This is a genomic window from Parapedobacter tibetensis (genome assembly GCF_024704835.1).
Classification (GTDB): domain Bacteria; phylum Bacteroidota; class Bacteroidia; order Sphingobacteriales; family Sphingobacteriaceae; genus Parapedobacter; species Parapedobacter tibetensis.
In genome coordinates, this window is record NZ_JAMXBE010000005.1 from 200,990 (window position 1) to 221,999 (window position 21,010).

The 21,010-nt window shown below is 49.0% G+C and carries 16 protein-coding genes; 13 read left to right on the forward strand and 3 right to left on the reverse strand.

Annotated elements, in window-relative coordinates:
* From NF543_RS10580 to NF543_RS10600, 5 genes are all read left to right on the forward strand, one after another.
* Positions 1–585, forward strand: a complete 585-nt coding sequence (locus NF543_RS10580; RefSeq protein WP_257668099.1) for an RNA polymerase sigma factor — start codon at positions 1–3, stop codon at positions 583–585.
* Between the two features lie 106 nt (positions 586–691).
* A complete protein-coding gene (locus tag NF543_RS10585) occupies positions 692–1,744 on the forward strand; it encodes a FecR family protein (protein ID WP_257668100.1) in 1,053 nt (350 codons plus the stop codon).
* 479 nt (positions 1,745–2,223) lie between these two features.
* Positions 2,224–5,715: a TonB-dependent receptor gene (locus tag NF543_RS10590; RefSeq protein ID WP_257668101.1), complete on the forward strand. Its 3,492-nt coding sequence runs from the start codon at positions 2,224–2,226 to the stop codon at positions 5,713–5,715.
* A 53-nt stretch (positions 5,716–5,768) separates the two neighbouring features.
* Positions 5,769–7,502 carry a RagB/SusD family nutrient uptake outer membrane protein gene (locus NF543_RS10595; RefSeq protein ID WP_257957469.1) on the forward strand — a complete coding sequence of 578 codons (1,734 nt, stop codon included), beginning with the start codon at positions 5,769–5,771 and terminating at the stop codon, positions 7,500–7,502.
* Between the two features lie 12 nt (positions 7,503–7,514).
* A complete protein-coding gene (locus NF543_RS10600; RefSeq protein ID WP_257668103.1) occupies positions 7,515–8,510 on the forward strand; it encodes a sugar phosphate isomerase/epimerase family protein in 996 nt (331 codons plus the stop codon).
* 62 nt (positions 8,511–8,572) lie between these two features.
* On the opposite strand, the gene NF543_RS10605 is transcribed toward NF543_RS10600, so the two are convergent.
* Both NF543_RS10605 and NF543_RS10610 read right to left on the reverse strand, forming a co-directional pair.
* Positions 8,573–9,670 (reverse strand): mandelate racemase/muconate lactonizing enzyme family protein, encoded by a 1,098-nt coding sequence (locus tag NF543_RS10605; RefSeq protein WP_257668104.1) that lies wholly within the window; start codon positions 9,668–9,670, stop codon positions 8,573–8,575.
* Entirely contained in the window at positions 9,667–10,677 is a 1,011-nt protein-coding gene (locus NF543_RS10610) for a D-alanine--D-alanine ligase family protein (protein WP_257668105.1), read from the reverse strand. The genes NF543_RS10605 and NF543_RS10610 overlap by 4 nt, the downstream gene beginning before the upstream one ends.
* Positions 10,678–10,997: 320 nt before the next feature.
* On the opposite strand from NF543_RS10610, the gene NF543_RS10615 reads away from it, so the two are divergent.
* Together NF543_RS10615 and NF543_RS10620 are read left to right on the forward strand one after the other, a co-directional pair.
* The gene (locus tag NF543_RS10615) at positions 10,998–12,245 is read left to right on the forward strand and encodes a DUF819 family protein (RefSeq protein ID WP_257668106.1); all 1,248 of its coding nucleotides are present in this window, start codon (positions 10,998–11,000) and stop codon (positions 12,243–12,245) included.
* 137 nt (positions 12,246–12,382) lie between these two features.
* Positions 12,383–13,279 carry a helix-turn-helix domain-containing protein gene (locus NF543_RS10620; RefSeq protein ID WP_257668107.1) on the forward strand — a complete coding sequence of 299 codons (897 nt, stop codon included), beginning with the start codon at positions 12,383–12,385 and terminating at the stop codon, positions 13,277–13,279.
* Positions 13,280–13,326: 47 nt separating this feature from the next.
* On the opposite strand, the gene NF543_RS10625 is transcribed toward NF543_RS10620, so the two are convergent.
* Positions 13,327–13,959: a DUF6266 family protein gene (locus NF543_RS10625; RefSeq protein WP_257668108.1), complete on the reverse strand. Its 633-nt coding sequence runs from the start codon at positions 13,957–13,959 to the stop codon at positions 13,327–13,329.
* A gap of 99 nt (positions 13,960–14,058) precedes the next feature.
* On the opposite strand from NF543_RS10625, the gene NF543_RS10630 reads away from it, so the two are divergent.
* The 6 genes from NF543_RS10630 (at position 14,059) to NF543_RS10655 (ending at position 20,994) form a co-directional block, all read left to right on the forward strand.
* On the forward strand, positions 14,059–14,262 hold the full coding sequence (locus tag NF543_RS10630) for a hypothetical protein (RefSeq protein ID WP_257668109.1): 204 nt from the start codon (positions 14,059–14,061) through the stop codon (positions 14,260–14,262).
* Positions 14,263–14,379: 117 nt separating this feature from the next.
* Complete coding sequence (locus NF543_RS10635) at positions 14,380–15,540, forward strand: serine hydrolase domain-containing protein (RefSeq protein WP_257668110.1); 1,161 nt, start codon at positions 14,380–14,382, stop codon at positions 15,538–15,540.
* A gap of 20 nt (positions 15,541–15,560) precedes the next feature.
* Positions 15,561–16,775 carry a dipeptidase gene (locus NF543_RS10640; protein WP_257668111.1) on the forward strand — a complete coding sequence of 405 codons (1,215 nt, stop codon included), beginning with the start codon at positions 15,561–15,563 and terminating at the stop codon, positions 16,773–16,775.
* A 12-nt stretch (positions 16,776–16,787) separates the two neighbouring features.
* Positions 16,788–18,422 carry a serine hydrolase gene (locus NF543_RS10645; RefSeq protein ID WP_257668112.1) on the forward strand — a complete coding sequence of 545 codons (1,635 nt, stop codon included), beginning with the start codon at positions 16,788–16,790 and terminating at the stop codon, positions 18,420–18,422.
* Positions 18,423–18,718: 296 nt separating this feature from the next.
* A complete protein-coding gene (locus NF543_RS10650) occupies positions 18,719–20,383 on the forward strand; it encodes a serine hydrolase domain-containing protein (RefSeq protein ID WP_257668113.1) in 1,665 nt (554 codons plus the stop codon).
* A gap of 47 nt (positions 20,384–20,430) precedes the next feature.
* Positions 20,431–20,994, forward strand: a complete 564-nt coding sequence (locus tag NF543_RS10655; protein ID WP_257668114.1) for a collagen-like protein — start codon at positions 20,431–20,433, stop codon at positions 20,992–20,994.
* The last annotated feature ends 16 nt before the right edge of the window (positions 20,995–21,010 follow it).

The following is a 21,010-nucleotide window of genomic DNA, read 5'->3' on the forward strand; positions in this document are numbered from 1 at the left end:
TTGAAAAATAAGCCTGCCATCGAAACAGATACTGATTTGCTTGCCAAAATAAGCAAAGATGACCAAGTTGCTTTTAAGGAGCTGTACAAGCGATATTGGAAGCAATGTTATCAGCAGGTTTTGCGACGGTCGGGAGACACTATGCTTGCAGAGGACCTTACACAGGGTGTATTTGTATCATTGTGGGAAAAAAGGAAGTCGGTGACCGTCAATAATGTCTCTGCATATTTGTTTACGGCCTTACGCTTTAGGTTTATTACCTATTTAAAGTCGCAGATCCACGAAGAAACATACACTTCTCATTCCCTTCTTGAAGCATGTGATCCTCCTAATTCTGTGGAGATGGCCATGCGTATCAAGGAGTTAAATGAAGCTATTGATAAGGGTGTGGCCATGATGTCGCCTAAAACAAAAGCCATATACACCCTCAGTCGCACGGAACATTACTCCGTGAAAGAAATTGCCAATAAACTCAACCTATCCGAAAAGGCAGTGGAATACCATATCACCCAGTCGCTTAAGACCATGCGCCTGGCACTGAAAGATTTCCTACCCCTTATACTGCTTCTCCAAAAATTATTTTAATTATTTTTTAGGGATAGTTCCCTTTTGATAGACTACTATATAGAAGGGTGCTGTTGTAAGCATTACTAACCGAGTTATTGATATACACATTAACCCATGTTGAATCATGAGTAGGGAAAATTTCCACCGCCTATTGCAACGGTACTTGGACGGTCAATGTACCCCAGACGAAGAGCAATTGGTGCATCATTGGTACCAAATACTTGATAAAAACGATCAAAACGAGATTACTCCTGCCAACGTGGACGCCATCGAAGATGCAATATGGGATAAAATTAACCAGCAAATTAATATTGGCCAAGCGGATACAAGTGTCAGGCAATTGGAATCAAACCCGAGGTCAAAGCGTGTCCGTTTTTGGTTGGTTGCCGCATCTGCCGCCGTGTTTTTGGTGGCCTCAAGCACTTTTATTTACCTTAGGATTGTTTGTTACCCTGTAAAACCTTCATTCGTGTCACAAGGGACCATGCCTGAGCATGACATCATCACGGTGAGGAATGACACAGAAAAACCCATGAAAGTCATTTTGGCCGACGAATCCTTTGTAGAACTGTCTCCGGGGGCATTATTTGAATATCCCAAGCGCTTTAAGACAACGGATAGAGAAGTACGATTGGTAGGAGATGCCTTTTTTGCGGTGGCTGCTAATGAGGAAAATCCATTTTGGGTATTCCATGAGGGAATGATTACCAAAGTACTGGGCACGAAGTTCAAAATAAGGGCCCCTAACGGGAAAGCCAATGGGGAAGTTATTGTATACGCTGGCAAGGTAGACGTATATTACAATGTGGATAGGCAAAGTTTTGTGAAGCGTATCCTATCCACTCCGGAAAAAGCATCCATCACGACCAATCAACGGGCCGTACTGCTCCCGAAGACCCTTAAGGAAACGGTAGTAGAAAACCCATTGCCCATCAGCAGGGAAGTGGATGCCATTCGGAATGAGACCTTCAGGGATATCCCTGTACCGGCTTTGGCTGAAACACTCAGCGGACTGTACGGGTTGGACGTGGTTGCTGGTGATAACTTGGAGGGCATTACGTTTACTGGTGATATCAGCGGCGTCGGCCTGTTCAAGCAGTTGAATATCATCTGTACCGTTACCAATACACATTATGAGGTCGTCGGTACCACCATTTTTTTGAAAAGAAATCATTGATCACAACCACACACAAATTTTTATACCAAACACACTAACGCATTAACTGATGAGAAACTACAAAACTTAACCAATTTTAAATCCAGCAATAAGCGAATATTGCTAGCCGAAGCACTGGAATAAACCCTGCTCTAGCATGCTGATTTTATTATTTTGAAAACCCGCAATATGCGGAAAGGGGAGCTTTTGGACCTGCCTGCCCAAAAAAAGCTGTGCACCGCGATATGTAAACACGATGGTTGGGAATGGTGTGGCAACTCCTATTGAAATGATTTAATGTAAAACCAAAAAATTATGACGATGAAACAATCACAGACTTAACCCCACAAAAAAACCGGCAATATGGGGGTATTGCCGGTCATGAGCTCCGGAATCGATTCATTCCGGAATGATTTACAGTTCAAAAAAATCCATTAACGAACCATAAATTTATCAAAAGTATGAAAAAAGAACGAATTATTGCTTTAACGATAACAGCGATGAGACTAACCTTTTTATATGCCCTTATCACATCAATTGTTGTATTCTCTTCCTATGCGGAAGATGCAGATGCGCAGGGGGCCTTGGATAAAAGGATTGCGTTTTCTGCCCAACGAATATCCGTCAAGGATATGATCAAGGAGCTGGAAAACCAGTCAGAAGTCCATTTCATCTATAGTGCTTCTACGATTAAAGCAGATAGGAAAATTAAGATTGCGCGTATGGATAGCGATTTGTCCGCCATACTCGAAGAGGTGTTGAAACCTATGGGAATTGCATACCGGATAGAGGATGGCAAAATACTGCTATTCAGTGCATTTCAGGATTTTAATATTCGAGGTACCATTACCAGTGTTGAAGACAATTTACCCATATCAGGCGCCGCTATAAAAGTGAAAGGCACCTCAAAGGGCACCAGTACCAATGACAACGGTCAATACACCTTATTGGTGAAACCCAATGATGTAGTGGAGGTAAGTTATATTGGCTTTGCATCGCAAGAATTTGTCGTAGACAGCAACCAGCATGTTTACAATGTTGCGCTGCAGGAATCGCTTAGTACGTTGGATGAGGTGATCGTGACCGGCTACTCCACCCAACGTGTGAAAGACTTGACGGGATCGGTTGCCGTAGTGGATGTGAAGGGCCTGAAACAGCAACCCGCAGCCAGTCCTGTCGAGGCTCTTCAGGGAAAGGCCGCTGGCGTACAGATTATTAATAGCGGGGCACCAGGTGCCACACCGCAGATCCGCATTAGGGGCTTCAGCACCATCAATAATAATGATCCCCTATATATTATAGACGGCATGCCTTATGAAGGGAAGCTAAGCTGGTTGAGTGCCAACGACATCGAAAGCATGCAGGTGCTGAAAGATGCCTCGGCAGCTTCCATATATGGCGCTAGGGCCAATAACGGCGTGGTGATCGTTACCACTAGGCAGGGGGGCAAAGGTTCACCCAAGATTACGCTGGATACCTACTACGGTACGCAGGCGCCGAACCGGAGCCGCTTCCCCGAAATGCTAAATCCGCAGCAATACGGGGAGTATGTGTACCGGCAGCAAAGAAATGCGGGTGGGACTCCGGGTACGACCGGAACCACCGGCCAGAACTATGGCTCAGATCCAGATCATCCAACACTGCCCGAATACCTCCTGGCCGGAACCAAAATGGGACATCAAATCACCGCGGCGGATGCCGATCCCTCGAAGTACCGTTATGTGATGGATCCCGCACAGTATTACACCATTGTTCCCGCCAATCAGGCCGGCACCAACTGGTTCGATGAGATTACGCAAAACGCTCCTATACAGACTTATCAGTTGAGCATCCTAGGCGGAGGCGAAAATGCAGTATATGTACTGAGTGGAAGCGCGTTCAAGCAGGGGGGGACGTATCAGCATACCGGGTTCGATCGGTACACCATCCGCAGCAACACCAAGTTTACCTTTTTGGACAACCGGCTTACGATCGGCGAAAACATGCAGTATTCCGCTACCAACGGACATGGCTTCGGCGTCAATGAAAATCGATCCGGCGCTTACCAGGGAGAAGACTCGGCGATTGGCTGGGCATATCGTATCCAAACCATTGTGCCGGTGTACGACATTATGGGCAATTTTGCGGGTACAAAGGGTAGCATGATGGGGAATGCCGACAACCCGCTGGCGGTGCTATACCGGCAGAAGGACAATACAAACAAAAGCGGCCAGTTTTTCGGGAGTGCTTTTGCCGATTTGGAGCTAATAAAAGGGCTCAATTTTCGCACGACCTTCGGACTACGCCACGAAAACTTCAACGGCAAGTCCATCGGATATCCCAACCCGGAACGCTCGGAGGGTAGCTTTACGAACAATACCTTGAGTGAGTACCGGGGAACCAATACCGAGTGGACGTGGTCGAACACCGCCACTTATGAAAACACATTTAATGGAGTGCACAGGCTTAAGGTCCTTGCCGGAACGGAGGCAGTGGAGTCAAACTATCACCAGTTGACCGGAAATGGAAACGACTTCTTTGTATCCGGCGATCTCAATTATTATTACCTCAATACGGCTGCAACCACTGTTGGCGGCAGTGAGGGGAGTGAGAGTTCCTTGTTCTCCGTTTTCGGACGGGTCGAATATGGGTTCGACGACCGATATTTACTGTCAGCCACGGTGCGCCGCGACGGATCGTCCAATTTCGGGCCTGAAAACCGTTACGGTACGTTTCCCGCTGCCGGTGTCGCCTGGCGGGTATCTAATGAAAGCTTCCTGAAACCGGTTTCCTGGGTGAATGACCTCAAGATCCGGGCTGGCTACGGCGTAACGGGAAATCAACGTATTCCTTCATTCCAGTTTATGAGAAGGTATGCTTCGGGGGTCAATCCGTCGTTTTACCCGATTGGCGGGGGCAATGGCCTGAGCAGTGGATTGTGGACCAGCGACTACGATAACCAGGCTGTAAAGTGGGAAGAGCTGAAATCAGTAAACGTAGGACTTGATTTTACGTTGTTCAACAATACGATCGATGGCGCGTTTGACTGGTTTGACCGACGCACCAGCGACGTACTGTACCCGGTACCGCAACCCGCTGCCGCCGTGGGTACAGGGAACTCGCCGTATGTCAACTCCGGCGACATGCAGAATGCCGGTATTGAACTGGCCTTAAACTATCATTATGTAGGCCATACGGGTGAAGATCCCTTCCGGTTTGATGTGGGCGTATTCTTTTCCAAATACACCAACAATATCATTGCACTAGCGCCGGGCGTCAGGGAGCAGCCCTACCTCACGCTACGCGAGGTGACAACCTCGGTATTAAAGGCCGGTGCGCCGTTTGGCGCTTTTTACGGCTATGATATGGTGGGGATATACCAGAGCGAGGATGATATCGCGAACAGTGCTTCGTATGAAGGAGCCCGTGTGGGTGGCCCTAAGTTTGCAGACATTAATGGGGACGATGCGATCGATGGGGATGACCGGACAATCATCGGGAACCCGCACCCGGATTTCATTTATTCGCTCAACTTGGGTGCGGCCTACAAGCGGTTTGATATCAGTATGTTCTTTAACGGGTCACGGGGTAATGACCTGTTTGATCTCACCCGTCAGTATACCGACTTTTATGCATTTCCGGGTTCGGTGAGTACCCGTACACTGGATGCCTGGAGCCCGAGCAATCCGGGGAGCATGGTTCCTTCGGCCTATGCCAATGCACCCACAATCGAGCGGCAGTCTTCCAGCTACTATGTGCAAGACGGAAGCTTTTTTCGGATGAAGAACCTGCAAATCGGGTACACCCTGCCTACGGATCGTATGTTTCAGGGCCGGGTGTCCAATCTAAGGGTATATGCCAGCGTTACCAATCTGTTTACCATTACCGGCTATAGTGGCATGGATCCGGAGGTGAGCCAATATGGGTCTACGGGCTTTACCGGCCCCGGGGTAGACATGGGGGTTTATCCTGTGCCGCGCCAGTATCTATTGGGGCTGAGTGTTACGTTTTGAGCGATGGACGCATTTAGATTTCGGATTACAACCATGAACAATAAAACTTTTCAATGATGAAAGCACGATATAAAATAATTGTAGTCTCGGTGATGATGATGGCTATCGGAGGATGTAGCTCGGATTTCTTAGACCGCACACCACAGGGACAATTGATAGACGAACAGCTGAATAGCACTAAGGGAGTGGAGTGGCTGCTTACTGGAGCGTATGGTTTGATGAACGGCAACCGGGATGGAACCTGGGGCAATTACGGGTCTGCCCCCAGCCAATGGCTTTACGGCGATGTAGCCGGTGGAGATGCACATAAAGGAAGCGAAGCGGGCGACCAGGGTACGATGCTCGAAATCGAACAGCATACTGCTATTCCGGTCAATGAGCACCTAGCTACCATGTACCGCAATTATTACGAAGGCATCATTCGGTGTAACACCACGCTGCGCCAGCTGAAGATTGTACAGGAAACCGCCGACGAGAAATTCTCGGACGAGCGGGCTACTGAAATTGAAGCGGAAGCGAAGATGCTCCGGGGGCATTACTATTTCTTCCTTTGGCGGGTGTTTAAAAATATTCCGTATATCGACGAAAACGTTTCGACCGCCAATGCCGCCAAGGTCCCGAATGATGCCGATATCCTGCCTATGATTGATGCCGATTTCCAGTTTGCCGCGCAAAACCTGACGGACGCGAAGCCGTTGGGTGATGTAGGAAGAGTAGACGGCATTGCCGCCAAAGCTTATCTGGGGAAGCTGTACCTATATCAGGGAAAATTTGCCGAAGCGCTTGTGCTGTTCAAAGAGGTCATCGATGCCAGGCCAAATCTGGAAAGCATGGATTTCCTAGATAATTTTGATATCAATAAGGAAAACGGGCCGGAGACGATTTTTTCTGCACAGCATGCCATCAATCCGAACGGGAGTGGTGACAATGCCAATGTGGGTGATATGCTAGCGGGGTTGCAAAATTCGCCAACCCCAATGAACTGCTGTGGCTTTTTTAATCCCTCATTTGATCTGGTCAATGCGTTTCGGGTCACGGCATTGGGACTGCCCATGCTCGATGGCTCATATCGGAATAATCCCTATAAATCGGATTTTGGGTTGACCGGAGGCGCCAAAGAAAATTACGAGGTAGATAAAACCCTTGCGTTGGATCCGCGGCTGGATTACACCGTAGGGCGCAGGGGTGTGCCGTACCACGATTGGGGGATTTTCCCAGGCGATGCGTGGCTTCGTGAACCGGCCTCCCACGGACCTTTTGTGTCCTACAAACGATTGTTGGACAAAGCTGATTTTACGGGAAACCTGGATAACGGCGGTAATGTGACCGCATTGGATGTCCAGATCATCCGCCTGGCAGATGTATACCTGATGGCGGCGGAATGTGCCGCGGAAACGAACGAATTGGCCTACGCACTGACCCGGGTCAATAATGTTCGGTACCGGGCAGCCCAGCTTCCAGCTAAAAAAATCGGTGGCACCAATGCCGCCGCGTATAACGTAAAACCCTACCCGGCGTTTGCTTCGAAGCAGTACGCTCTGGACGCCATTCGTTTCGAACGTAGATTGGAATTGGCGCTGGAGGGGCACCGGTACTTTGACCTGGTACGTTGGGGCACAGCCAAGGATGTGCTGGAAAGTTATTCGGCTTTTGAAGCGGGCTTCAGCGAAACCTTCAAAAGGCTTTACGGCGGCCTTAATTTTGGAGAAAAGAATACGATGTTCCCTATACCACAGGAACAAATTGATAGGAGTGGGGGTACATTGGTGCAAAACGATGGCTATTGAACGGGAGCAACGATGAGTACGAGAAGAAGATTCGTTAAGCAACTAGGTATGGGTATCGCCTCCATTACCGCGTATCCTGTGGTGCATCCCTTGCTTTCTTGCAATGATATGCACACGGGGGCGAAAGAAACGGCAGATAGCGGTGAACTGTTCTTTAAGATATCGCTTGCGGAATGGTCATTGAACCGGGCAATTTTCGGCGGCCAGCTCGACCATTTGGATTTTCCCCTGCATGCGAAGGAAAATTTCGGAATAAATGCCGTGGAGTATGTCAACCAGTTTTTTATCGACAAGGCGAAGGATCGGCCATACCTGGCGGATCTCAAAAGTCGATGCGACGACAATGGCATCACCAGCGTACTCATCATGTGCGATCTAGAAGGAGATCTGGGCGATGTTGACGAGGCCAACCGGAGGCAAGCGGTAGAAAATCACTACAAATGGGTGGAGGCCGCGCAGTTTCTGGGATGCCACGCCATCCGCGTAAACGCAGCAGGGGAGGGCACGGCCGATGAAGTGGCCCGGTATGCCGTTGAAAGCTTAACCGAGCTCGCCACGTTTGCCAGTGACTACGGCATTTCCGTCATCGTGGAAAATCACGGCGGCTATTCGTCGAATGGCAAGTGGCTGAGCGAGGTCATGCAGGCCGTAGACCTCCCCAATTGCGGGGCATTACCCGACATCGGCAATTTTTGCATCAAGCGGAGCGAACCGCTGGAGCAAACGACAGAAGCTTACCTCAATACCGAGTGCTTGGAGGAGTATGACCGCTACCAAGGCACGGCCGACCTGATGCCTTTTGCAAAAGGAGTGAGTGCAAAGACCTATGATTTTGATGAATCAGGAAATGAGACCACCATTGATTACCGCCGCATCTTGCAATTGGTAAAGGATGCTGGGTTTACCGGATATGTCGGCATTGAATACGAAGGCCACAGCCTCCCTGCCGATGAGGGCATTGCCAAAACAAAGGCCATGCTGGAGCAGGTGGGCCTTGAATTGTCATAGTCTCCCGTTATGTATACCTATGAAACCGGGGTGCCGTATGTGGCATTCCGGTTTCATATACTCTAAACCACCCACTTTTCGCATTGTTGTAAAAACCGCTCATCGATATCGGCACCAATACCGGGCTGATCCACAATATGGAGCTGGTAGTTTTGGTATCGAACGCCGCCCACAACCGGATCTTCAAGGAGCCCAAGTAGCGGACTATCCATGTCATAAAAGGTAATACCGGCTGAGGCGTAAACTAGGTGTAGGTTGGCGGTTAACGCGAGCCTGCTCTCCAGCATACCGCCGATCATACAAGGAATGCCGTTTCGGTAAGCCACGTCGTGTATCTTCATGGCTTCGTGGATGCCTCCCGATTTGGCCAGCTTGATGTTGATATAGTCACAACTCTGGGTGCGTATGAGTCTTTCAGCATCATGCGCGTCATAGCAGCTTTCGTCGGCCATGATTTTAATAGATACCGCCGCCATCAATGCAGGAAGTAGGTGGTCATTCCAAGAACCCATGGGCTGCTCACAAAATTCAATATCCATAGGTTCCATGGCCGTGAGCGCTTTCACGGTATCATCAAAGCTCCATCCCTGGTTGGCATCAAGCCTAATCTTGATAGTAGAGCCGATTGCCTGTCGGATGGAAGAAATGCGCCTAATATCTTCCTCGACATTTTTGCCCAGTTTGACTTTGATTTCGCATGCGCCTTGCTTGGCATAAGCTATAGCTGTGGCGGTCATTTCTTCCACCGTTCCAATGCCAATGGTAATATCGGTTTGGATAGGACGTGCACTGCCACCTAAAAACAGATACAATGGCGTCTCAGCATTTTTTGCTCCCAGGTCATGCAGCGCCATATCAAACGCACTTTTAATCGTTGTATTGTCGCTGCAATATTGGTTTAGGTCGTTCAGTCGTCCAGTAATATCACTGGCATCCTTACCCTTCCAAATTCGGGCAAAGTCTCTTGCCATGACCAAACAGGTTTCCTGTGTTTCACCTACAATGGTAGGAAAGGCCGAGCATTCGCCTACGCCATACAATCCGTTGTCGGTATGCACACGGATAAAGACATTCTGTGCGTGACGCATGGTGCCGGTAGCGATGCTGAAGGGAACGATGCGGATGCTTAATCGATAGATTTCGATAGATTTGATGATCATACTGGAATTTGATTTAATGCCTCATCCACTAGGTGATTGAAAAACTGTTTGACATCGATGCCCGCTGCGCGAAGTTGTTTGGGGACAAAACTGTCGTTGGTTTGTCCAGGAATGGTATTTACTTCTAGGAAGAATAGGTCATCACTTTCTTCTTGGAGAATAAAATCGATTCTCACTACCCCTTTGCATGACAATTTGTCGAAGATTGCGCGTGCTGCACGTTGCATTTTCCCCAGCGTAACGATGGTTAGAGGGGCAGGCGTGATGTCTATGGGTACCATTGAATGGTATTTCGTTTCGAAGTCAAAATACCTGGCCTCGATTTTCACTTCAGAGGGGGGGAGAACGGTGATGCCAGATGCATCGCGATACACACCAACGGAAATTTCCCGGCCGGCGATAAACTCTTCCATGATGATTTGCTCCCCGAAATCTTCGGCAAAGGCCTTGTCCAACGCTTTGGGAAGCTCTTCGATGTGGTCTACCCGCGACATACCGATGCTACTGCCTCCTGTGTTGGGCTTTATAAATAAAGGAAATAGCAAAGCACCGGAGCGAATGGCTTCGTGTGCCGTTTCTTTGTCTTTTATCAATTGTGATTTTGCCACATGCACTTCGGCGAGGTCGGCCACGATAGCCTTGGTAAAGGATTTGTTCATGGTGATGGCTGCGGCAAGTTGGCCGCATGATGTATATGGTATGCGTAGCATATCAAAATAGCCCTGTAAGCGGCCATCTTCGCCTGGCATACCATGGATGCAGATGAAGACTATATCGAAGCACATCGGCTCTCCCTCAGTCCGGATCGAAAAGTCATTCTTATCCACGCTATATTCCCGTCCATCATCGCCGAGGTAATACCAGCGGTTCCGCGCAATATAAATGGTGTACACCTCATAGCGCGATTTGTCGAGCTGGATGGCTACATTCGCAGCACTTTTGAGCGATACTTCCCATTCTCCAGTGTACCCGCCAGTAACCAGGGCAAGCTTTTTTTTGGTTCTCATAATAATTAGAGTCTGTCTATAAAATAAATTAATAATAGAATACAGATACGACGGATTTACATAGATAATTATCAAAAATCGGAAAGTATCCGCCGTATCTGTGTCATCCGCGTTCCATCGTTCAACTGAAGTTGACCCTACAAAAGTAAATGGAGCTATTTGGCCGAAATGGTCAGTGATTAATTGGATATAATCAATTTTTACTCACTATATGGAGGGTGAAATAGATTTTTCGGCAAGTATATTAATTACGGTTTATAGTAGATTAATTTGTGATGGTTATAATGCACCGAAACCACTATCATTGTGGTGTGAAAGCTATGCAGACTAACCCGATTTTTGAGCATGATGCTGTTGTGCTCGCTATTTTATTGTTGATTTTAGCTATTGTGCTGAAAACCTCTTCCATGAACCATCCTTTTTTTAGACGGTTTTACACGTTCGTACCACCGATTCTCCTGTGTTATTTTGTGCCCGGCATTCTGAATACCACCCACGTTATTTCCGGAGATCAGTCGGCGGTTTATACCGTGGCATCGCAATACCTGTTACCAGCGAGTTTAGTATTATTGATTACGGGCGTTGATCTCAAGGAAATATGGAAGCTACGGCGTAAGGCAGGGGTGATGTTCTTTGCATCCACATTGGGCATTGTAATTGGTGGGCCGTTGGCCATTATTTTGGTTGAGATGCTAGTGCCCGGAGTTATTGTGGGGGGAGATGGCGCGGATGCTTCATGGCGTGGCTTGGGTACCGTAGCCGGTAGTTGGACGGGCGGTAGTGCCAATATGGCCGCGTTGTACGAAGTATTTAAACCGGATGCCAAATTGTATTCGGGAATGATTGCACTCGACGTACTGATCGCGAATCTGTGGTTAGCACTGATGCTTTATGGCGTGTCGAAGCAAAACGCAATCAATAAGTGGCTGCGTGCAGATGACCACGATATGGACCACCTCCTAGACAAACTGAAGGCCGGGGAAAAGAAGGAGGGTAAAACACCGACGATGCCCGACCTTATGGTTATTCTTGCCCTTGGTTTGGGCGCGACGGGCTTGGCCCATTTTCTGGTTGGCCATATTGTACCTTGGATCGAGCGTACAGCGCCTCATTTGGCTAAATTCAACCTAACCTCGGAGTTCCTATGGCTAATTATATTAACGTCGACTTTTGGTATCTTACTTTCATTTACCAAGGCACGGAAATTGGATAAACTGGGATCGACGGCTGTGGGCAATGTTTTCCTATATATCCTGATTGCGTCCATTGGTATGAAAATGAATATTATGAACATGTTTGACAATCCCGGACTATTGGCCGTGGGCCTGATCTGGATAGTTATCCATGCTGCGATCATTCTTTTTATTGCCCGCGTTTTCCGGATCAGTTTCTTCTTTTTGGCTGTTGGTAGTGAAGCCAATGTGGGCGGAGCGCCAACGGCCTCGGCCGTCGCAGCGAGTTTTAATCCATCTTTGGTGCCTGTGGCTGTGCTGATTTCTGTATTGGGTTACGCTATAGGGAATTATGCAGGCTACCTTTGTGGCCTACTTATGCAGTGGGTGAGCTGATTCACAAATTATCCGTATATTTACAGTTCAGATCCAAGATTTGCGCTAACCCAATTTATAAAAATAAGCTGTTTCTTAGCGGGAGTATTGTATTAGGTGGTAGACAACGTGAAATCGAAAGATAAAATTGAACGCAAATGAAAGTTTTACACCAAATGACCATGTATGATCCGGACGAACAATCCATTGTTTTTCAGGATACCTATCCAGTGCCTTATTTGCACCGGCATAGGGAAATGCAGTTCGTATGGGTAAGAAAGGGACATGGCAACGTCATTATTGGTAACCACATCCAGTCTTTCAAGCCTGGAGAGATTTATATTGTAGGCGCTAATCAGCCCCATTTGTTTAAGGCCGCTGATGCTAACCAGCAAAGCATAGGTGTACTTTGTCTTTATATTGACCACCATAAGACCTTTGCAAATGTATGCGACCAAATTCCTGAGATGCATGGCATCATCAATTTTCTCAAGGAAACGGACAGTGGACTGCAGGTGCCACAGCGTTATGTAGAGGCCGTGGGGGAGGAAATCCTAGTCATCAAGGAAAAAACTGGTATCGAGCGGCTCATCTATTTCCTTCGCTTGATTAAAATGCTGATGGATATCAATGCCTGGCAAGACTGGAAACCATTGTCCTCAGTACTGAACAATTATTCCGTTGATGTATCAGACCGACTGAATACCATCTATCGCTACTCGCTGGACCATTATATGGACGAAATTTCCCTGGAGGAGGTTTCTTCCTTGGCTTGCATGACACCTAATGCCTTCTGTGCGTATTTCAAGAAATACACACGCAAAACCTATTTTGCTTTTTTAAATGACCTCCGGATTTCCGAAGCCTGCAAAAAATTGCTTAGTGGTGAGTACTCTACGATAGCCGCAGTAGCATATGCATCTGGTTTTGTCAATACCATCACCTTTAACAGGGTATTTCGTAAAGGCATGGGCATGACTCCAAGTGAATACGTGGATCAGTTTAAGGTCAAGCACAAAGCAATGCCCCCTTTTTCTCCGGATGCCTTTTTTTAGCGGAATCATGATGATACACGACGTTTGCTGTTCGGAAACCGGAACCCCTACCGCTCAATCGTCCCCAGAAACTGGCTGTTCGAAAACCGTTTGTCGCCTTGGTCACCTACGCAAACATACACCAATAGCCGGCTTCCTACCGGTTCGGGAGCAACATCCAAACCCATATTTCCCGCTATCCGGTAGCCCGCTGCGATAGCAGCGAACCGACCCGTAAAATTGTAAGCCACTAAGTACACTTGGTCATCATTGAACGCCCCTTTCCTGTCTGCATCGGGCCCCCAGCGTAACCGGAGTTGATCGCCGTCAACACCGATCCCGTCAACATCCAGTCCCTTCAGCGTTCCCTGCGATAGCCGTACATTCGACGGGTCGATCTCGAAATGGGGGTACTCCCCACCCAGGGCATTGTGGTAAACATGGGACACGGCCCGGTTCATCGCATCCGTTTTGTTGTGCTGGCCATACGGCGATGCGAAGCCGAGGTGGATGAGCTCGCGTAGCGGTGACAAAAAGTCCATCACCGTTTTCATCTTTTCGCGCGCCGCCAGCTGTTTTACCGAGGGCGGTTTGGTGGACTTCCTGGGTCGGCTACGCACATAGAAACCGAATGGTCCGTTGCAACCCACCAGATCACCGATGGTCCCCGAAAACGCGAATGAATCATTGAATTTTGCCATGTTATTTTCTTTTTGTTTCGGACAAACATCGCATTCCGGTAGCCAGCAATCAATAGACGGGAGCCGATTGTCCTTTAAGTGTCCGACAAAACCCGCATTTTGTCCAAGAACTGTCTGGGGATCGCGCCTTACCCAGCCTGTACCTCTTTTGGGAGAAACCATACATTTGGGAGCCAACTGGATGCAGGCTTGGTGTCCGTGTTTGGCTTCAAGGTAGCATCAAATTGGCATGGAGTCGGCTTCAAGATGGCATTCAGTACCCAAGCCATCTCGAAGCGGAATACAGGATGGTGGAAAAGATGATAATATTTGATACCTTTCCAATAGATGAGGTAAAACGATGGGCGCAGTCAAATGCTACTTTTGTTGAACAAATCGCTACTTGATGGCCTTTTACCTTGATATACGTCGATTATGGATATGAACAAGCGTATTTTTATAGCCACTCTTGCATTGCTAACATTGGTGTGTACAAACCATTTGGCGTTGGGCATGCCGCGTACTGATACCTCTTATATAAAGGAAGTAGATGAGGCCGTTGGTCGTTTCATGGCCGAGTACGGTGTGCCCGGGGCGGCCGTGGCCATAACCAAGGATGGGAAATTGGTGTACGCTAAGGGGTATGGGTATGCAGATACGTTGCGTAAGGAAAAAGTGCATCCAGGTAGCCTGTTCCGCATTGCCAGTATTTCAAAACCCATTACAGCCACCACCATCATGAAACTGGTGGAGGAAGGGAAACTTTCGCTTGACCAGCGGGTGTTTGGCCCGGAGGGCGTTTTGGGCACACGCTATGGTACAGCGCCATACAAACAACCGATACCTGACATTACAATCAGACACCTTTTGCAACATACGAGCGGAGGTTGGGGAAATGCGCGGTCGCGGGGTAGGGACCCCATGTTTCTGGATGCGACGTGGTCAATGGACAAACTGATTGACTATACGTTAGACAGTATCCCACTAGATCAAGCACCCGGGGAACGGTATGTATATTCAAATTTTGGATATTGCCTTTTGGGCCGGGTCATCGAAGCGGTGTCCATGCAGCCGTATGAAGAATATGTAAAGAAAACGATTTTACTTCCCCTTGGTATCACCGACATGCGCATTGGTGGCAATACGTTGGACATGCGTTTGGAAAACGAAGTCGTATACTACGGGCGGAAATCGGGCGGGTTGCACCCTTATATCTATAACATTACACGTATGGATGCCCATGGGGGGTGGGTGGCTTCAGCTGTGGATCTGGTACGCCTGTTGGTACATGTGGACGGATTCGCTACCAAAAAAGATATCCTCAGCGCTTCCAGTGTCAGACAGATGGCCGAGGTGTCTACTGCAGCAGACAACACCACGTATGCTCACGGTTGGCGGGTGGATGAAGAAAACAACTGGTGGCATAGTGGATCATTGCCCGGTACCGGAACACACCTATCCAGAAGGGCCAATGGATTTAATTGGACGGTGTTGACCAATACAAGACTATCTGGAGGGAGTTTCTTCGCGGACTTGGAGAGCCTGCTAAACGATATTATTGCCGATCCGGCCATTGTTTGGACGGATACCGACGGTTTTTGAACTCCAATAAATTCTTTACCATGGCACATGAACATATAGCAAGAACGTTTACCTTCCCCTGCGTCTTATTGATCACGGTGTTGCTTTCCTGTGGGGAATCGCCCAACAAACAGTCGCACACGATGGTGGTGGATGTCCATAACGATGTCCTTTCGGGCGCCGTGCTGAAAGGCTATGATGTTTCCACGCACCTGGATACGGGCAATACGGACTTAGTACGGTTGAAATCGGGGGGAGTGGGGCTACAGGTTTTTGCTGTCTTTGGCGACCAACGGTATACAGGGAAAAAAGGGTTTGACTATGCAAGCAGGCAGATCGACTCGCTTTATTCCATTGCACAGAGGCACCACGATAAAATCGGGGTTGCACATACGGTGCCGGAGGCTCGGGAAATCGTCGCCCAAGGCAAGATTGCAGGGATGATCGGTTTGGAAGGCGGGCACATGATCGGCGAAAACCTTGACAACCTCGACAGTTTGGCCAAGCGGGGGCTCGTTTATATGACGTTGACATGGAATAACAGCAATACGTGGGCTACGTCATCTGCCGATGAAGAAGACGTTGACAAAAAGCTGGAATGGAAAGGGCTGACTGATTTTGGTAAGGCCGTGATTGCCCGAATGAACGAGTTGGGAATAGCCGTTGATTTGTCGCACGTGGGGATGCAGACTTTTTATGATACCATCGAGGCTTCCAAATTGCCTGTGTTGGCATCGCACTCCAATGCCCGGTCACTTTGTGATGTGCACCGCAACCTAACCGCTAACCAAATAAAAGCCATTGCAAATACAGGAGGTGTGGTATGCGTAACGTTTTATGCGCCGTTTTTGGATGATACATACGGCGAACGTATCGAACAGGCAATGGAGTTGCATCCCGAAGTGGTCGATTCGCTGAAAGCGGCTGGTGTTGATACCAAAGATCAGCTAATCGCCGCATTCCTTTCGGCGAGGCCCCTCGTAGGCGATGAATTGAGGCCCCCTATTTCCCGAGTTGTGGACCATATCGATCATATCGTGGCTGTCGCTGGCATAGACCATGTAGGGATCGGTGCCGATTATTTTGGATTGTCTACGTTCCCCTACCCGAAAGGCATGCACGATGTGACGGGGTATCCGTTGCTTGCCCAAGCACTTGCGGACCGTGGATATACCGAGGAGGAAGTAAATAAAATATTGGGGATGAACGTGTTGAGGGTGCTGGATGAAAATATTCAAGCAAAATACGATAAGTGAAAGATGTATACTATGAAACCTATCACAACCGATATACCATTACGAAAGCATTTTGTACGGATCGCGGTGTTTGCAATTCTCTTAGTAACCCCCTCACTATTCAACGTCTCCTTAGCGCAACAAAGCGAACTTGATTTACTTCCGGAAGATTTGGATCAATATATTGCGCAGGTACTGGAGCGCTTTGAGGTGCCCGGTGCCAGCGTATCGGTTGTGAAAGACGGGAAAACACTATTAGCAAAGGGCTATGGGGTGAAAGCCATCGGGAAGCCCGACCTCGTCGATGACCAGACGTTGTTTTGTATTGCCAGCAATACCAAAGCTTTTACTGCCACACTATTGGCGATGCTGGTTGAAGAAGGAACAATTGGTTGGGATGACCCGGTCATCGATCACCTGCCTTGGTTCCGGATGGCCGACTCCTATACCACCAACCATATGACCATCGAAGACCTGTTGGTGCACCGGAGCGGACTGGGGTTAGGTGCAGGTGACCTGCTGCAATTTCCCCCGACCACGTATACCAGGCGGGAGATTGCCGAGCGGCTAAAGGACATCCCGTTGTCGTCCAGCTTCCGGCAGCGCTATGCGTATGATAATATTCTGTACCTGGTGGCAAGCGAACTAGTTCAGGAGGTGACGGGAACCACCTGGGAGGAAAACGTGGAGACCCGCATTTTTGATAAACTGGGCATGAAACAGAGCGTTCCCAGGATATCCGCACTGATGCAGAAGCCGAATATTGCCTATCCGCACACACCGGTCAACGGAGTGGTGACGTTGGGGAAAAACTTCCCCGACATCCGGATGGGCGACGTGTCCAACGCGGCAGGGGGCATATCCTCGAATGCTCAGGATATGGCGAAGTGGTTGCTATTGCAGCTGGATTCCGGTTTGAATCGTGTGTCGGGTGAGCGCCTATATAGCCCAGCGACCGCCGAACGGCTATGGACGGCCGTTACCCCGATGCCGCTGTACAAACCGATCGCCCCCCTGGTACCGCTGACCCAGATTTATTCCGGTTATGGTTTGGGTTTCAGGGTTCATAATTTCCGCGAGCACAAGCTGGTCACCCATACCGGAGGTCTCAGCGGGGCCTACTATTCGCGTGTTGCCTTGCTTCCCGAATTGAATTTGGGGGTTGCGGTACTCACCAATCAGGAATCAAGCGCGGCATACGATGCCATTGTGCATGATATCTTAGACTACTTTTCGGGTGAAAAACAGCGGTTTGACTGGTTGGAAGGTCATACGAAACTGGATTCCCTACGTAAATTACGGATTGCCGATTGGGAACGCTCCAGCGCGGACCAAAGGGACAGCACATCCAGCCCCTCACTATCGTTGCGTGCTTATGAAGGAACCTATCGCGATGCTTGGTATGGCGATGTCTCGGTTACCTTGGTAGGTGGCAAGTTGCGCATCAATTTTGAACAAACTCCCGCGATGGAAGGCCTTTTGGAACATTGGCAGTACGACACATTCGTGGCTAGGTGGGACGACCGTAGCCTGAAATCCGACGCCTTTGTCTCGTTTGTGATTGACCCCGATGGCAAAGTGGAGGAGGTCAGGATGAAAGCCTTTTCCCCCGCCGTTAATTTCAGTAGGGATTTCCATGATTTGGAACTTTTTCCCGTGGAAAACTGATTTTTTTAAACTAATTTGCTTCTCGACTTCGATAAGTGCTCTTTTTATGGGTGCTTTTTTCGTGTATTTAGTGCTTGTTTTGTTATTCCTGTTTTGACAAGTAGCTTAGCAATTGATTGACTAGGAACTGCCAGCCTATACGCTCCGCTTTTATCTCCAAAACGATTAATATTTGATTATACATGATTAACACGCGTAACGGCGAGGAAAACGTAGCCTTTATCTTTGCTTAATATAAAATCGGTTGTCTATTTACCATTTCCGATAACCACCCTCACGGGGATACGATAACGATTATGAAGAGAAGATTGAAAAGTACATTGTTGGTTTTGCTTTTATTTTCCCACGGCAGTTACGCACAGTTTGTCTTGGACCATCAAGGCACGTTGTTTCTGGATAGTGTCATGACGAACGATCGTACAGGTAAGCCGGGTGCTGTCTTAGCAATTTCTGTAGGCAATGAGTTGGTTTACGAAAAGGGGTTTGGTTTGGCAAGCCTGGAGTGGGGTATCGAGATGCCGACCGATGCCGTGTTTGAAGCGGCTTCGGTCTCCAAGCAGTTTACGGCCACCGCTGTTCTGAAACTGGTGGAGCGGGGGCAGCTTTCGCTGGACGACAATGTCCGCGAGTTCGTGCCGGAGCTCCCCGACTACGGCCACACCATTACGATCAGGCATTTGTTGACCATGACCAGCGGTTTGCGGGACTGGCGGAATACCACCTACCTGCAAAGCAAGCCCACTTACGCAGCGGCGTACAGTCAGGATGAAGCGACCGCCACGATCTGTAGGCAGCAGGCATTAAACTTCGACCCCGGAGCGCGTTATTCCTACTCAAACTCGAATTATGACCTCCTGCACGTGATTGTCCAACGGATCACGGGAGAATCGTTCGTGCAGTTCACCACGCGGGAGGTGCTCGATCCGGTCGCGTTTATGCAGGCGCGATGGCGGGACGATCCCCACCGCGTGGAGGCTAAGAAAGTCCGGTCTTACGCGTACGATACCCGTACGAAAAAATATAAGACAGCCGATCTCATGGAGCGCACACACGGTGCAGCCGGCATGCTGGTGACGGCAGCCGATCTGATACGGTGGAATAACCACTGGGCGGCCGGACGGTTTGGCGAGAAGATGGCCAAACTCCGGCTCACCCAAGGGGTTTTGCTTGATGGAACGGAGATCGACTATGCGTGCGGCGGCGTACGGGTCACTGAATTGGCCGGGTTGACCGAGGTATCCCACAGCGGGCTGCTGGCCGGATACCGTGCCTGGGTATCCCACTATCCGAAACTCGGCGTGTCGATTGCCTGCCTGACAAATGACCGCTCCTTTCAGATGGCTACAGTACGCAACGCGATGGGGCAATTGATGACAGGGCAACCCCTGTCGGCCCCGAAAAAAGGGAAAGGGCCGGTATCCGATGTCGTATTGAGTGTCGAACGGCTGCGCGGCCTAGAGGGCGTTTACAAAGCTGAAAACCATTACCAGAGCTTCGAAATTGAAATTTCGGGCAATGTACCGGTTATCGGTAAGGACACCCTGGTTGCGCTGGCCAGGGATACGCTGCTTCGGGGGCAAACCCGCTATCGGGTAGACGCACAGGGAACCATCACGGTTCAAGCCTCTGATGGGCAGTTTGTGTATTGCAAGGTAAGCGACTACCAGCCCGGTATTGACGATTTGCAACCGCTGGAAGGTACTTATTCCTGCGCAGACTTGTCTTTGGAACTACGTATACAGGTCGAGGACGGAAAACTATATGCTTGCCGATCGGACACCGACAAAATGCTGCTTAAACCCACTTACAAGGACGGCGATGAAGTTGGTTTCTACACCTTGTCTAATCAATTGCGAACGCTTTTTGCGTTTGTACACCATCCAGACGGCAAGGTTGGTTTAACAGTCAGTATTCCTCGGGCTGAGCATTTCACATTTACCAAATACAAAGACCAAGAATAACACGAGCACTAACAATTAAAGCCAAGTAAACAATAAAAATGAAGAAGATGAAAAAGATCATTACACAAATTTTGGGGGCAGCGTTCTGTATCCTAATGCTTGTCCAGTTGACTTCCTGTGAAAAAGAAGGTCCCATGGGTCCTGCAGGACCCATCGGTGAAGCCGGCCCGCAAGGTGATCAAGGGGAGAAGGGTGATAAGGGGGATGTTGGCAATTTTGCCCCTAAGGTATTCGAATTCGAAAATGTGACCATCGCGCCGGGAATCGGCACAAACCGGTTGTTTGATTTTGATGTGACAAAAGAAGAGTTCGAACAGAGTATGACTATCCTTTATCTCGCTATTGGCACAAACAATTCAAACTGGCTTGTGATGCCTGGTGTCGGGAGCGGTGGCCAACATGCCTATCGATTGTGGTACGCATTCCTCAATGAGGGTGCCAATTCCCGCGCCATCCTGCAACGGGTTGCCGGTCCGGAAGATCAATCACAGACCTATACTGTGGCACGCATTGTCGTCATACCGCTGAATATGGCCACTGCGATGCAAGCGAAGGGGATCGACATGGGCAACTTCGATGCCGTTAGCGCCTCTCTAAGGACTCACGAATAGCAGCTTGAAGGGGAAG

What these genes read in the sequence shown, in the direction of transcription:
- NF543_RS10585 (WP_257668100.1), top strand. Translation starts at nt 692, where the DNA reads ATGAGTAGGGAAAATTTCCACCGCCTATTGCAACGGTACTTGGACGGT.
- NF543_RS10590 (WP_257668101.1), top strand. Translation starts at nt 2,224, where the DNA reads ATGAGACTAACCTTTTTATATGCCCTTATCACATCAATTGTTGTATTC.
- NF543_RS10595 (WP_257957469.1), top strand. Translation starts at nt 5,769, where the DNA reads ATGATGAAAGCACGATATAAAATAATTGTAGTCTCGGTGATGATGATG.
- NF543_RS10600 (WP_257668103.1), top strand. Translation starts at nt 7,515, where the DNA reads ATGAGTACGAGAAGAAGATTCGTTAAGCAACTAGGTATGGGTATCGCC.
- NF543_RS10605 (WP_257668104.1), bottom strand. Translation starts at nt 9,670, where the DNA reads ATGATCATCAAATCTATCGAAATCTATCGATTAAGCATCCGCATCGTT.
- NF543_RS10610 (WP_257668105.1), bottom strand. Translation starts at nt 10,677, where the DNA reads ATGAGAACCAAAAAAAAGCTTGCCCTGGTTACTGGCGGGTACACTGGA.
- NF543_RS10615 (WP_257668106.1), top strand. Translation starts at nt 10,998, where the DNA reads ATGCAGACTAACCCGATTTTTGAGCATGATGCTGTTGTGCTCGCTATT.
- NF543_RS10620 (WP_257668107.1), top strand. Translation starts at nt 12,383, where the DNA reads ATGAAAGTTTTACACCAAATGACCATGTATGATCCGGACGAACAATCC.
- NF543_RS10625 (WP_257668108.1), bottom strand. Translation starts at nt 13,959, where the DNA reads ATGGCAAAATTCAATGATTCATTCGCGTTTTCGGGGACCATCGGTGAT.
- NF543_RS10635 (WP_257668110.1), top strand. Translation starts at nt 14,380, where the DNA reads ATGAACAAGCGTATTTTTATAGCCACTCTTGCATTGCTAACATTGGTG.
- NF543_RS10640 (WP_257668111.1), top strand. Translation starts at nt 15,561, where the DNA reads ATGGCACATGAACATATAGCAAGAACGTTTACCTTCCCCTGCGTCTTA.
- NF543_RS10645 (WP_257668112.1), top strand. Translation starts at nt 16,788, where the DNA reads ATGAAACCTATCACAACCGATATACCATTACGAAAGCATTTTGTACGG.
- NF543_RS10650 (WP_257668113.1), top strand. Translation starts at nt 18,719, where the DNA reads ATGAAGAGAAGATTGAAAAGTACATTGTTGGTTTTGCTTTTATTTTCC.
- NF543_RS10655 (WP_257668114.1), top strand. Translation starts at nt 20,431, where the DNA reads ATGAAAAAGATCATTACACAAATTTTGGGGGCAGCGTTCTGTATCCTA.